The sequence below is a fragment of the Gilliamella sp. B3127 genome (genome assembly GCF_026536935.1).
In the GTDB taxonomy this organism is placed as follows: Bacteria; Pseudomonadota; Gammaproteobacteria; order Enterobacterales; family Orbaceae; genus Gilliamella; species Gilliamella apicola_E.
In genome coordinates, this window is the sequence record NZ_JAFNNI010000002.1 from 489,568 (window position 1) to 503,360 (window position 13,793).

11 protein-coding genes are annotated in these 13,793 nt (G+C 34.1%); 4 read left to right on the forward strand and 7 right to left on the reverse strand.

The genetic code is table 11. The features are described 5' to 3' along the window. Window position 1 precedes the first annotated feature (1 nt). Complete coding sequence (locus J3U00_RS05300) at window positions 2–781, forward strand: class II glutamine amidotransferase (protein WP_267331791.1); 780 nt, start codon at window positions 2–4, stop codon at window positions 779–781. Here J3U00_RS05300 and mdtH read toward each other — a convergent pair. The 6 genes from mdtH to pncB form a co-directional block, all read right to left on the reverse strand. Beyond that, the gene (gene mdtH / locus J3U00_RS05305) at window positions 759–1,970 is read right to left on the reverse strand and encodes a multidrug efflux MFS transporter MdtH (RefSeq protein WP_267331792.1); all 1,212 of its coding nucleotides are present in this window, start codon (window positions 1,968–1,970) and stop codon (window positions 759–761) included. The two genes, J3U00_RS05300 and mdtH, sit on opposite strands and share 23 nt — an antisense overlap. After that, on the reverse strand, window positions 1,971–2,429 hold the full coding sequence (locus J3U00_RS05310; protein WP_065734666.1) for a methylglyoxal synthase: 459 nt from the start codon (window positions 2,427–2,429) through the stop codon (window positions 1,971–1,973). A 132-nt stretch (window positions 2,430–2,561) separates the two neighbouring features. Next, complete coding sequence (locus tag J3U00_RS05315; protein ID WP_267331793.1) at window positions 2,562–3,707, reverse strand: porin; 1,146 nt, start codon at window positions 3,705–3,707, stop codon at window positions 2,562–2,564. 309 nt (window positions 3,708–4,016) lie between these two features. Continuing rightward, entirely contained in the window at window positions 4,017–5,180 is a 1,164-nt protein-coding gene (locus J3U00_RS05320; protein ID WP_267331794.1) for a porin, read from the reverse strand. Window positions 5,181–5,486: 306 nt separating this feature from the next. Beyond that, window positions 5,487–6,890 (reverse strand): asparagine--tRNA ligase, encoded by a 1,404-nt coding sequence (gene asnS, locus J3U00_RS05325; protein ID WP_267331795.1) that lies wholly within the window; start codon window positions 6,888–6,890, stop codon window positions 5,487–5,489. A 160-nt stretch (window positions 6,891–7,050) separates the two neighbouring features. Beyond that, the gene (pncB, locus tag J3U00_RS05330; protein ID WP_065734669.1) at window positions 7,051–8,238 is read right to left on the reverse strand and encodes a nicotinate phosphoribosyltransferase; all 1,188 of its coding nucleotides are present in this window, start codon (window positions 8,236–8,238) and stop codon (window positions 7,051–7,053) included. A 273-nt stretch (window positions 8,239–8,511) separates the two neighbouring features. Here pncB and pepN point away from each other — a divergent pair, with 273 nt between their 5' ends. Then, on the forward strand, window positions 8,512–11,139 hold the full coding sequence (gene pepN, locus J3U00_RS05335) for an aminopeptidase N (RefSeq protein ID WP_267331796.1): 2,628 nt from the start codon (window positions 8,512–8,514) through the stop codon (window positions 11,137–11,139). A gap of 113 nt (window positions 11,140–11,252) precedes the next feature. Next, a complete protein-coding gene (locus tag J3U00_RS05340; protein WP_267331797.1) occupies window positions 11,253–11,585 on the forward strand; it encodes a rhodanese-like domain-containing protein in 333 nt (110 codons plus the stop codon). A gap of 31 nt (window positions 11,586–11,616) precedes the next feature. On the opposite strand, the gene J3U00_RS05345 is transcribed toward J3U00_RS05340, so the two are convergent. Then, entirely contained in the window at window positions 11,617–12,465 is an 849-nt protein-coding gene (locus tag J3U00_RS05345; RefSeq protein WP_267331798.1) for a MetQ/NlpA family ABC transporter substrate-binding protein, read from the reverse strand. A gap of 182 nt (window positions 12,466–12,647) precedes the next feature. Here J3U00_RS05345 and J3U00_RS05350 point away from each other — a divergent pair, with 182 nt between their 5' ends. Beyond that, window positions 12,648–13,784: an amidohydrolase gene (locus tag J3U00_RS05350; RefSeq protein WP_267331799.1), complete on the forward strand. Its 1,137-nt coding sequence runs from the start codon at window positions 12,648–12,650 to the stop codon at window positions 13,782–13,784. Window positions 13,785–13,793: the final 9 nt, after the last annotated feature.

Genomic DNA, 13,793 nt, shown 5'->3' on the forward strand with positions numbered 1-13,793 from the left:
TATGTGCGAATTATTGGGTATGAGTGCCAATGTGCCGACTGATATCTGTTTTAGTTTTACCAGTTTAATCAAACGTGGCGGTGATAAAGGTCCACATAAAGATGGCTGGGGAATAACATTTTATGAAGGTAAAGGATGTCGTACATTCAAAGATCCTGAACCTTGTAGTTTTTCACCTATAGCTAAATTAGTTCAACAATACCCAATAAAATCAACGGCAGTAATTGCTCATATTCGTCAAGCTAATCGAGGAGGAGTGGCCTTAGAAAATACTCATCCTTTTACTCGCGAATTATGGGGAAAAAATTGGACATTTGCTCACAATGGGCAATTGACTGATTATCAAACATTAGATATAGGGATTTTTGAACCTGTTGGGTTAACAGATAGTGAATATGCTTTTTGTTATTTAATTAATCAATTGCATAAAAAATATCCCAAACAACCCTCTGATGATATTGAGCTTTTTACTTATATTCAAGAATGTGCGCTTAATCTAAATCAATTTGGTATATTTAATATGCTGCTTTCTAATGGGCAATATGTCTTCGCTTATTGCTCAACTAATTTGCATTGGATAACCCGAAAAGCACCATTTGGTAAAGCTAAATTAATTGATGAAGATGTTGAAATTGATTTTCAAAAGCATACCACACCAAATGATATTGTCACCATTATTTCAACTATGCCATTAACTTCAAATGAAACTTGGCATAAATTAAACGTTGGTGAAGCTATTTTATTTAAATATGGTGAAATTAACCGATATTTTTCATCTTAACTAAATTGATGGGGGGTTCATCTTTAAATAAATACTGTAAATAACCTAACGTTAAGAAACCAACTAAAGTTAAAATAATCCACGGCAAATGCGGAAAACCCATCTTGATTGCAATTTCATAAAGCCAACCGGCACCGGTATAACCAACAAACCCACCTAAAGCAAGCCCTAATCGACTAAATCCCATGTAACTACCTTTGGCTTTTGGATTAGTTAAAACGGTTGCTAAAGTTTCTCTAGCCGGCTCTGCTACAATTGCCCCAAGGTAAAAAAGCGCTATGAGTGATAACAAAATAGATAATTGGGATGTAAATCCGATAATTATAAAGGCAAACGACATCAAAAGTAATCCAAATTTAAGGCGTTGATCTAATCTAAAATGTTTTTCACTAAACCGAGCAATAGGATAAAGCAAAGTTAGTGAGATAATTGCTTCAATCACGTACATCCATTTCACATAGCTTGAACTTCCTGAAATATTGGTAATTGTTAGAGGTAGCATCAACATGACTTGTACCCCAAGCACATAATAACCAGTTAAAGTAAGCACATAATGAGTAAACTTTTTATCTTTCAAAACCATTTTCATACCATTAATAATTGAAGCTTTACCAATTGCAATATGATAAGAGGGTAAAAAAAACAGATTAAAAATGCCACATAAGAAAAAGATAAAAGCGCCGCACCAACAAACTAATTGGAAATCATAATCTATTAAGATACCACCAATAAGAGCACCAATAACTGCACCTGCATTATCTTGTATCATTAATAAAGATATAAATTTTCCTCGTTCGTGAGGTCTAGTAAATTTTATGGTTAATCCCATTCGAGGTGGATCAAATAATAGCCCACCCAATGCAGACAATAAGCAAGATACAAGTAATAACCAGTGTTCAGTTGCTAAAGCCATTGAAATAAAGCCAATCGACCGCAAAAACATACCTGTTATGATCATGGGTTTTGCACCAAATCGATCTGCTATAGCACCACCAATTAAGCCAAATCCTTGTTGAACAAATTGACGAAATCCTAAAGCAAAACCAACAAATAGTGCACTCCAACCTACTTGGCTAACAAAGTGCGTAGAAACGAGCGGAAATACGACATAAAATCCCAATACAATAAACAGATTATCAAATAATAATATGTATCTACCTGTTTTGCGAACTTGTGAAGGAATTGGCATCTATTTTACTCTTTCATTTAAATAGCCTTGGTAATCAGGGATCTCTATCTCCACTTCTTGAGTAAATATTGAGGACTGTATTAATGCGTTAGCTGTTGCTTGATTAGTTGCAACAGGAATGTTCCAAACCGTTGATAAGCGTAACAATGCTTTTACATCTGGATCATGAGGAACGGCATTTAGAGGATCCCAGAAAAATATAAGAATATCAATTTTACCTTCTGCGATTAAGGCGCCGATTTGCTGATCGCCCCCCATTGGACCACTAAGCATTGGCGTAATATTTAATCCGGTTTCTTTTTTAATTAATGTACCTGTTGTACCTGTTCCACATAAATTATGATGAGAGAGTTCTTCGCGATTTGTTTTGCACCAATTTAATAATGCTTCTTTCAAATGATCATGTGCAACCAATGCAATGCTTTTCTTTGCAGGTAGCTTTCGAGTAATATAAAGCATCAAATAATCCTAATTCCTTATTATTTTTTGTATTTTTTAACAAACTATCTATTAAAGTGCAAGCAGTATTTGATCCAGAAAGACAAGAAAAAAGGCACCGAAGTGCCTTTATCAAATCAAAAGATAAAATAATTAGAATTGATAAATTAATCCTAATGCAACAGTATCCTTAGCTGTTGCTTTAATTTGAGATTTAGTAAATGTACCGTCTTCATACAAAGCACGACGTGCGCCAATATCATTCTTATCTAACAAGTTGATTTTATAATCAACAATGGCTGATAAATTTTTATTGAAATCGTAAGTTAAGCCAACATCAACATATTTAACTAAATCATTACCTTTAAGGCCTGCATCACCACTTCTTGAGAAGCTTGAAGCATCTTGTACTTTATGTTGAATATATGCAACAGAAGGTGTTAAACGGCCAACTTCAAAGTCAATACCATATTGTGCAACTAATTCAAAACCTTTGGTTTTCAAATCATCAGTATTACTTGTACTTGACGCTTTTTCCCAACCATATTTTTGTTTACCTTGAATATAAAGTGCAGCTAAATAAAGATTGTCGTTATTATATTTAGCACCTGCTGACCATGCTTTAGCATCTTTATGTCCGCCAGTTTGCGCATAACCTGCACCAATAGATAAACCACTATCAAGCACATCCCAATCAATTACAGAACCCCATGCTTCTGCACTATCATGGTCAGTACGATCGTGTTTATTTAGATATTGAGTTGAACTATTATCTCCGTTATCTGCATACTGTACTGCAAAACGCAAACCGTCAACTAATCCAAAAAAGTTTGAATTACGATAAGTCGCTACTGCTTTTGTTCTAGCCGTTAATGCATAAATATCATTATTTGAAGCATCACCACCAAATTCAGGTAGAACGTCAGTATAAGAAGTTAAAGTTTTTAATACGCCGTCATTACGACCGTAGTCAAATGAACCAAAATCACCGAAATTTAAACCAGCATATGCATAACGAGTTTCGTTATCAGCATCTGATCCAGTTTTTGCTTCATATTCCCAACGACCATAGCCACTCAAACTATCTGAAATTTGCGTTTCACCAGACATACCTAAACGAGCTGTCGTTTTGTCACCTTCACCAGTTTGATTATTTCGATCAGTAAGATAATTTAAAGCATAGACTCGACCATAAAAGTCAACTTTATTGCCATCTTTGTTCCACACTTCAATAGAAGCGCTAGCTGTTCCGGCAATTAATAGTACAGGAATAGCAATTGCTAATAGATTACGTTTCATTTAATTACCCTCTTAGGTATTTTATTATTTAAAAAAGATACAAAAATATTTGTTCTTGGTTTAATAAATAGTTGCTTTCAAATAGCAACTAAATTATTACTGGGATATCTACTATTGAATACTAGATTTTTATTGAAACACTGTAGATTAACAATATTTATCACATGTAATTCTGCGAATTAGGAATATTTTATGACTTAAAATTAATTTTTTTTAAGCATAAAATGTTTTTTTGTATGGTTTTACATTTAATAGGCGAAAAAAAAGGCACCTAAGTGCCTTTTTAAGATATTTAAGGATATTAAGAGATTAGAATTGGTAAATTAAACCAACACCTAACACGTCTTTAGTACCTGGTTTGTTTTTATGACCACGATGATTTTTTGTATTTTCAGCAGCCCCAACGTCATCACGATCAAGAAGGTTGAATTTATATTCAACAATCGCACTAAAGTTTTTATTTAGATCATAAGTTGCACCTAAAGATACATATTTAGCTAAAGCTGAGTTGAATCCGCTATTGTGGTAACGAATATTATCTTCGACAAAATTCACCCCGTCACCTTTAGCTTTATGTTGTACATAAGCTAAAGATGGAGTAATACGACCCACATCTAAATCAATACCATATTGAGCGACTAATTCAAAACCTCTAACTTTAATATCAGCATTTTTATAAGTACCTCTATGTGTCGGTCCATATGATATTACATCTTTAAATTTAGATTGGAAGTAGTTAGCTGCTAAATATAGATTATAATTATCGTATTTAATACCACTAGCCCAAGTGCTTTGACGATTATCACTAGTTGAAGTTTGGGCATAACCTGCACCAGCAGTTAAACCTGTGTCAAAAATATTCCATTGAACATTTGCACCCCAAGCTTCACGAGATTCACCTCTGATTGCATCTTTTTTGAATTGATTTGAGTTATCGCCATTATCAGCATATTGTAATGCAAAACTTAAATCGTCAGTTAAGCCAAAGAAGTTGTTGTTACGATAAGTTGCAACAGCTTTAGTACGAGCTGAAAGAACGTTCCAATCGTTGTTTGCTGCATCACCACCAAATTGTGGTAATACGTCAGTATATGCAGTGATTGCTTTTAACACACCGTCATTACGACCATAATCAAATGAACCAAAGTCACCAAAGTTCAAACCAGCAAATGCATAACGTACTTCGCTATGACTGTCTTCTCCATCATTATCTTTACCAGCTTTCGCTTGATATTCCCAACGACCGTAACCAGTGATGCCGTCAGTGATTTGTGTTTGACCAGACATACCTAAACGAGCTGAAGTATCATCACCTTCACCTGCTTGTCCACGGTCAGTGATGTTGTTAGCAGCTTTTACTCGTCCGTAAAAGTCTACTTTGTTACCATCTTTATTCCATACTTCGATAGAAGCATTTGCACCTGCTGCTACTAAAAGAGCAGGGATAGCGATTGCTAATAGATTACGTTTCATTTCTTACCCTCATGGTTATTTTTCTTAAAAGACACGTCTTTTGGGTTGTGTCAATTTTGTTACAATGATTATTCATCCAAAAATAATGTTTTTAACTAATGTTTATAACTATTATTTTTATCTCAATTTTCACAGTACTGTAAATTATGTATAAAAATTTATTAAAATCAAGTGAACTTTTCCTAAAACTTCGTGTCTAAGCTTAAAATTGCATCCGTTTGATTAATTTTTATACAATTTTTGTATTTTATTTATATTAATTTTTATATCAACTGACAAAAAGTCAGTTGATAATTTGAGCAAATTTTAGAAATTTGCATTACGAGGTGTTCTTGGGAATGGGATCACATCACGAACATTTTGTACACCAGTGACATAAACTATCAAGCGTTCAAAACCAAGTCCAAAACCTGAATGTGGTACAGTTCCATAACGACGCAAATCACGATACCACCAGTAGTCTTCTTTTTTAAGACCTAACTCATCCATACGTTTATCTAACATATCTAAGCGTTCTTCACGTTGCGAACCACCAATGATCTCACCGATTCCTGGCGCTAATACATCCATTGCTGCAACAGTTTTACCATCATCATTCATACGCATATAGAATGCTTTGATATCCTTAGGATAATTTTTAACAACAACAGGCGCTTTAAAATGTTGTTCAGCCAAATACCGTTCATGTTCTGAGGCTAAATCAATTCCCCAACTGACAGGATTCTCAAATTTTGCATCACAATTTTGTAAAATAGAAATGGCATCGGTGTAATCAACTTGAGCAAAATCAGCATTAATAAAGTTTTCTAAACGATTGATTGCTTCTTTATCAATATGTTGAGCAAAAAACTGCATATCATCAGCACGTTTCTCTAGTACCGTCTTGAAAACATATTTCAACATATCTTCGGCGAGTTTGGCATTATCGTTAAGATCAGCAAAAGCAACTTCCGGCTCCATCATCCAAAATTCGGCTAAATGACGAGTAGTGTTTGAATTTTCAGCCCTAAATGTTGGACCAAAAGTATAAACTTTAGAAAGTGCACAAGCATAAGTTTCTGCATTGAGTTGACCCGAAACAGTCAAAAAGGCTTCTTTACCAAAAAAATCTTTATCAAAGTCAATTTTACCATTATCTGTTTTAGGTAGATTTAACATATCAAGAGTTGAAACTCGAAACATTTCTCCCGCACCTTCTGTATCTGATGCGGTAATAATTGGTGTTGATAACCAGAAGAATCCACGTTCATCAAAAAATTGGTGAATAGCTTGGGCTAATGTATGTCGCACACGAGTGATTGCTCCAACAATATTGGTTCTAGCTCGTAAATGGGCAACCTCACGAAGATATTCAATTGAGTGACGTTTAGCGGCCATAGGATAAGTTTCAGGATCGTCAACAAAACCATAAACTTCAACATTCGTTGCTTGCAACTCATATTTTTGACCTTGACCAGGAGATTCAACTACTTTTCCTGTTACTTTTACTGAACAGCCAGCAGTTAAATGTAAAATATCCTGTTCATAATTTGGTAGATCTTTTTCTATAACAGCTTGAATAGGATCAAAGCATGAGCCATCATAAACAGCCAGAAATGAAATACCGGCTTTCGAATCACGGCGCGTTCGTACCCAGCCTTGAACAGAAATAGTGCTACCAACAGCAATTTTGCCTTGTAACACGTCAACAATAGGAGCAACTGAATTCATTTTAATTATCCATCTCTATTTTATTATCTATATAGTTAATATTATTAAAAGCAATATAAATTTAAAATGACTAACCATAAAAATTTTCTTTATGATTAATAATACCGGTTAATGATATATTACTTATTTAATTTTTAGCATTAATAATCTACTTTTATTATTAATGATTGACTTTGAACGTTCTTTTCAATTCGTCAATAAAGGCCAAATCTTTCGAAATCGTTTTTCCAGGACTATCTGATAATTTAGCTACAGGTTGATTATTACATTCAGTGAGTTTTAACACAATATTCAAGGATTTGGTATTAAACTCTGTAGACGGAATGTCACAAGCTAAAAAACCGCCTATACCAAAAGATAATTTTACTCGGTTATTGAAGTATTGATAGATTTTAAGCGCTTTATCAAAGTTTAGGCTATCAGAAAAAACCAGTAATTTTGTTTTAGGATCAATTCCTAATTGCTGATAATGACGAATCGCTTTTTCGCCCCACTCTATCGGATCGCCTGAATCATGGCGTAATCCTTGATAATGAGAGGCTAAATAATAATCAAAATCCCGTAAAAATGCATCCATCGTAATACAATCAGTTAATGCAACACCCAAATCATGTGGATACTCATCTAACCAAACTTGTAGTGCCGTCTTCTGGCAGTCTTGTAAATTGGTACTTAAACGCTGATGAGCTTGAAACCATTCATGTGCTTGAGTACCAACCGGTGTCAATCCTAAACGATATGCCAATAAATAATTACTAGTACTATTAAAATTGGTAAAATGGTTTTGCAAATAACTAACAACGGCTTCTTGTACAGCAAAAGAGTAACGTCTTCGTGTGCCAAAATCCATCAAATTAAAACCAGATATATCGATATCATTAGTATCAAATATTGCTAATTTATCTTTAAGTCTTACTAGTGCTTGATCAACACCAATATTAGGAGAACGATCTTTATGAACAATCTCACTAATTACTGCAAGCAATGGTACTTCCCACAAAATCACATCAACCCATTTACCTTCAATTTGAATAACTAGCTGACCATCTTCATTTTTAATCGTTAACAATTGACTATTAAAATGCCAATTTTTTAGCCAATTTAAATAATCTGGTTTAAAAAAAGAAATATGCGACAAATAAGCGAACTCATCTTCAGTAAGAGCTAGAGACTCCATTAATTTAACTTGATGAGCAATTTGATCAGCATACTGACCAAGTAAATCATCACTACGACACCGGAACTGTGCATTCACAGTCACATCAGGATAATGATGAAAAACAGCTTGCTGCATATGCAATTTATAAGCATCAGTATCTAATATTGATGTAATTATTGCGGGTAACATGTCTATCTATTATCAGTTCTTTCAAGAAAATTCTGGAGATTATAGCAGAATAATAATTAAGATATAGATTAATTATCTAATAAGATTATTTTTAATACGCTATAATAGCCAATAAAGATATTTTGATAAATTAATCCATATCTATTCCAAAATGATTAATATTGATAATTCATTTACTTTTATTTGATTAATAAATGAAAGTGAAAGTAATTAAGACCTATTTTGATGAATTCAAATACATGATCAGCGCATCACTTTAGAAGGCAAAGAAAAATGAGTACAACTGATATCCAACCAATTGCTAAATTTCGTCATGACTATAAAACACCCGACTTCACGATTACTGATATTGACCTCGATTTTGATTTAGCTGCAGAAACAACTACAGTTATCGCTCGTAGTCATGTTATTAATAAAAATCCTCAAGCTGACGATTTAATTTTAGACGGTGAAGAACTTAAATTAGTTTCAATAAATATTGATGAGCAACCTTGGAGTGATTATCAAATCACAAAAACCGGATTAATCATCAAAAATGTTCCATCTGAATTTACTTTAACCATCGTCAACGAAATCAAACCAATTGATAATACTGCACTTGAAGGACTATATGTTTCAGGTGATGCACTTTGTACACAATGTGAAGCAGAAGGTTTCCGTCATATCACTTACTACCTTGATAGACCAGATGTATTAGCTCGTTTTTCAACTCGAATTACTGCCAATAAAAAACAATATCCTTTTCTATTATCTAATGGAAACCGCATTTCACAAGGCGAACTAGCCGACGGTAGACATTGGGTTCAATGGCAAGATCCATTTCCTAAACCAGCCTATTTATTCGCATTAGTAGCTGGTGACTTTGATATATTAAAAGATCACTTTATTACCCGCTCTAATCGAAAAATTGATTTAGAAATTTATGTAGATAAAGGTAATTTAGAGCGTTCACAATGGGCAATGACCAGTTTAAAAAATGCCATGCGCTGGGATGAAAATCGTTTCGATTTAGAATATGACTTAGATATTTTCATGATTGTGGCTGTTGATTTCTTCAATATGGGCGCAATGGAAAATAAAGGACTAAATATTTTCAATTCTAAATATGTCTTGGCTAAACCTGAAACCGCGACAGATGACGATTATATCGGAATTGAATCCGTAATTGGTCATGAATACTTTCATAATTGGACTGGTAATCGCGTTACTTGTCGAGACTGGTTCCAACTCAGTTTAAAAGAAGGGCTAACTGTATTTAGAGATCAAGAATTTACTTCTGACCAAGGACTTAGATCAGTAAAACGTATTAATGATGTCAAACTACTACGAACCGTACAATTTGCTGAAGATGCCAGCCCTATGTCTCATCCTATTCGCCCTGAACAAGTAATTGAAATGAATAATTTCTATACTGTTACCGTATATGAAAAAGGTGCAGAAGTTATACGTATGATGCATACATTATTAGGTGAAAAAAACTTTCAAGCAGGGATGAAACTCTATTTCAAACGACATGATGGAAGTGCTGCAACCTGTGATGATTTTGTTGCTGCTATGCAAGATGCATCAGGCATTGACTTAACACAATTCAAATTATGGTACAGCCAATCGGGCACCCCAATTTTAACAGTAACTGACAGTTACGATCCTCAAAATCATCAATATACCCTTACTGTTGAGCAACATACGCCAGCAACGCAAGATCAAAGCCAAAAACAAGCATTACATATTCCATTAGATATTGAACTTTATCAACATGATGGCGAAGTGATTGGATTGCAATATCAAAACAAATCTATACATCATGTATTAAATGTAACACAAGCAAAACAACAATTTGTATTTGATAATATTAATGAAAGACCAATTATATCTTTATTGCGTGATTTTTCAGCACCGGTAAAACTCAATTACGATTACCAAGATGGTGATCTTATATTCTTGATGCAACATGCTAGTAATGCTTTTAGTCGTTACGATGCTGCGCAAATGTTATTAGCAAAATACGTCCGTTTAAATGTCAGTAATTATCAACATAATTTAGCTATGACTTTCTCTGAACTTGTTTTGGATGCTTTTAGAGGAATACTATTATCAGATTCTGTTGAGCCTGCACTTATTGCACAAATATTAACATTACCTTCAGAGAATGAATTAGCAAATCTGTTTGATGTTGTTGATCCGATTGCTATTTATCAAGTACGCCAATTCTTATTAGGTGTGTTTGCTAATGAACTTTATGATGAGTTAACAGCGGTCTATCATCATAATCAAACAGCTGAATATCATATTGAACATTCAGATATCGGCAAACGTATGCTGAAAAACTGCTGTTTGTCATTATTGGCATATGCTAATGATAAACCACAAGTAGATGCCTTAGTCAAAAAACAATATGAACAAGCGAATAATATGACAGATTCATTAGCTGCACTTACCGCAGCGGTAAAAGCACAGCTTGATTGCCGTCATACTTTACTTGTCGATTTTGATAATAAATGGCATCAAGATGGTTTGGTTATGGATAAATGGTTAGCCTTGAATGCAACAAGCCCTGAGCAAAATGTATTATCAACAGTAAAAAAACTACTCAACCACCGCTCATTTTCACTGAATAATCCAAATCGGATTAGAAGCCTAATTGGTGCTTTTGTAAATAATAATCCTGTCGCTTTCCATGCAGAAGACGGTAGTGGTTATCATTTCTTAGTAGAAATATTAACAGAGTTAAACCAAAAAAATCCACAAGTGGCATCACGACTCATTGATCCACTTATCCGTCTAAAACATTATGATAAAGATCGTCAGAAAAAAATGAGAGCCGCTTTAGAAAGTTTATTGAAGTTGAATAATTTATCTAAAGATCTTTACGAAAAAATTAGTAAGGCTTTAGCTGCATAATAAAATCCCATCTTGTCATTCTTTAGCAAGATGGGATTTTTAATAAAAAATACATAAAATAGCGTTCAAAAACCCCGTTCCTCAACTTTTTTTAGATAGAATGAGTTTGAATAATGTCAATAATAAAAGAAATAACACCTTTGCAACTAAAACAACAGATCGATAATAACGTACCGCTTTTTTTACTTGATGTACGCGAACCTAATGAAGTAGAAATATGTGCAATAGCGGGAGCAATACATATTCCTATGAATCTCATACCACTTTATTTAGATAAAATCCCAGATGAAATTGATATTATTATTTATTGCCATCATGGTGTAAGGAGTCTTAACGTTGCAAATTACTTGGTTGAAAATGGATTTGATTGTGATGTTCTCTACAATCTAACTGGTGGCATTGACGCTTGGGCTCGAACTGTTGATACCAGTATGCCTAAATATTAAAAAGCCCGCATTTAAACGGGCTAAATGATCACTATTCTTGTGGCATAACCCAATAACCATTTTGATTATGTGTTTGCATGTAATCTTTAAATTGTTGTGATTGGTAAATACGCTTTATATCTTTTGCCCATTGACTATTTTCATTACCTTCATTAACTACAACCATAATTTCTAAATCAGGAATAATTGTTTCAGACAAAAGTGCTTTTTTCGAGTCAATATTAGCGGAATAAACGATACTGCCTGGAATGACGGCGAAATCTAACTCATTTAAAACTCTTGGAATATTGGCTGAATCCATTTCAACAATATCAACACCCGCAATATTTTCGGCAATATCATTTTTGCCGACAATAATTGGATTACTATTTGGTTTTAACTTAATCCAACCAGCTTTTTCCAACAAGTTGTAAGAACGTGCTGCATTTGATGCATCTTGAGGAATTCCAATTTTAGCACCCGGAAAAACATTTTTTATCGACGTATACTTATTCGAAAATATTGCAGCTGGAACCGAAGGTACATGCACCACTGGTTTTAAATGAGCTTTGCGTTGACTATTAAACACATCCATATATGCAGTATGTTGAGCTACCGTTAAATCAATACTGCCTTCATTTAATGCCACATCTGATTCTAATAAATGTGGAAAATTAACTAACTTAACTTTATAGCCTTCTGATTCTAGTATTGGTTTAACCGCATCATTAAACAGATCATTGTACGGTCCTGGTGAAACGCCCATACTGATCTCTTTTTTAGTTTGATTATCGGTTTTCGATGATGAGTTATCACATGCTGTAATAAAAAAAAGAGAACTAAATAAAGCTAACACCACAACATTATTAACTAATTTTTGCTTGATGAACCTCATTTTCATTTGAACTATCCTCAGTGAAGTGTAAATTTTAAAACTACTCTAACACATAAAAAATAATTCATTTATTCCATGTAATTCTATCTTATAACTTTTTGGAATAAGTTATAAAAAACGATTATTAGAGCCAAAATATCAGCTGTGCTACTGTAAAAATATCAATATTTTTATCAATTGGACTTACCATGACAAAAGCTATTGCACCTATTATCGAGCAGCTTTTTCTCGACTTACATCAAAATCCAGAGCTTTCAAATCAGGAGTTTGAAACAACCAAAAAATTAAGGTATTACTTAGAAAAAGCGAATATTCGCATATTAGAGCTAGGCGCAAAAACTGGTGTTATTGCTGAAATTGGTTCAGGCTCACCAGTCTTAGCCTTAAGAGCCGATATTGACGCCTTACCCATTTCTGAACAATCAGATTGCCAATACCGTTCAACCCAAAAAGGAGTAATGCATGCTTGCGGTCATGATCTGCATACTTCTGTTTTAATGGGAGCAGCTTACTTATTGAAAGCCAATGAAGAGCATTTGAAAGGAACGGTTCGATTACTTTTTCAACCCGCTGAAGAAAATTTTAGTGGTGCATTACATTTCATAGAAATTGGTGCGCTTAATGGCGTTGATGTTATTTTAGGAATGCACAATAATCCTAATTTAACCATTAACCAAATGGCTTCTCGAGCAGGCCCCTTTTCAGCAAACGTTGACCGAATTGAAATCACAATAAAAGGGATTGGAGCCCATGCGGCAAGACCTGAGTCAGGAATTGATCCAATTGTTATTGGTTCACAAATTATTAGTGCTATCCAAACAATATCAAGTCGTACAATAAGTGGGCTTGATGCTGTGGTTGTCAGCATTACAAAATTCTTAGGAGGGAACACATGGAATGTCATTCCTGAAATTGTTGAGATGGAAGGCACTGTAAGAACGCTAACTCCTGATATAAGGTTAAAAGTCAAACAACAATTAAAAAGCATTGTTGAAAATATTGCACTTAGCATGGGAGCCAAAGCAGAGTTGAGATGGTTTGATGGCCCGCCATCAATCATAAATGTTGCTAAGTGGGTCGATTTTTGTCAAAAGATTGCCAAACAACAAGGTTATGACGTTGTTGATTTTCAACCGCAACTTGGTGGTGAAGATTTTGCCCACTATTTGCATCATGTACCTGGCGCATTTATCAATCTTGGTTCACAAAGCCCTTATGCTTTACATCATCCAAAATTTTTAGTTAATACTGACATGATTATGCCAGCAGCCAACTATTTAGCCAATCTCGCTAAGCAAGGATTAATTGAAGTAGCACAACATTGATAGGTATCA

Bases quoted from the DNA above. Each gene is read 5' to 3' on its own strand.
- J3U00_RS05300 (WP_267331791.1), top strand. From the start codon at position 2: ATGTGCGAATTATTGGGTATGAGTGCCAATGTGCCGACTGATATCTGT.
- mdtH (WP_267331792.1), bottom strand. From the start codon at position 1,970: ATGCCAATTCCTTCACAAGTTCGCAAAACAGGTAGATACATATTATTA.
- J3U00_RS05310 (WP_065734666.1), bottom strand. From the start codon at position 2,429: ATGCTTTATATTACTCGAAAGCTACCTGCAAAGAAAAGCATTGCATTG.
- J3U00_RS05315 (WP_267331793.1), bottom strand. From the start codon at position 3,707: ATGAAACGTAATCTATTAGCAATTGCTATTCCTGTACTATTAATTGCC.
- J3U00_RS05320 (WP_267331794.1), bottom strand. From the start codon at position 5,180: ATGAAACGTAATCTATTAGCAATCGCTATCCCTGCTCTTTTAGTAGCA.
- asnS (WP_267331795.1), bottom strand. From the start codon at position 6,890: ATGAATTCAGTTGCTCCTATTGTTGACGTGTTACAAGGCAAAATTGCT.
- pncB (WP_065734669.1), bottom strand. From the start codon at position 8,238: ATGTTACCCGCAATAATTACATCAATATTAGATACTGATGCTTATAAA.
- pepN (WP_267331796.1), top strand. From the start codon at position 8,512: ATGAGTACAACTGATATCCAACCAATTGCTAAATTTCGTCATGACTAT.
- J3U00_RS05340 (WP_267331797.1), top strand. From the start codon at position 11,253: ATGTCAATAATAAAAGAAATAACACCTTTGCAACTAAAACAACAGATC.
- J3U00_RS05345 (WP_267331798.1), bottom strand. From the start codon at position 12,465: ATGAAAATGAGGTTCATCAAGCAAAAATTAGTTAATAATGTTGTGGTG.
- J3U00_RS05350 (WP_267331799.1), top strand. From the start codon at position 12,648: ATGACAAAAGCTATTGCACCTATTATCGAGCAGCTTTTTCTCGACTTA.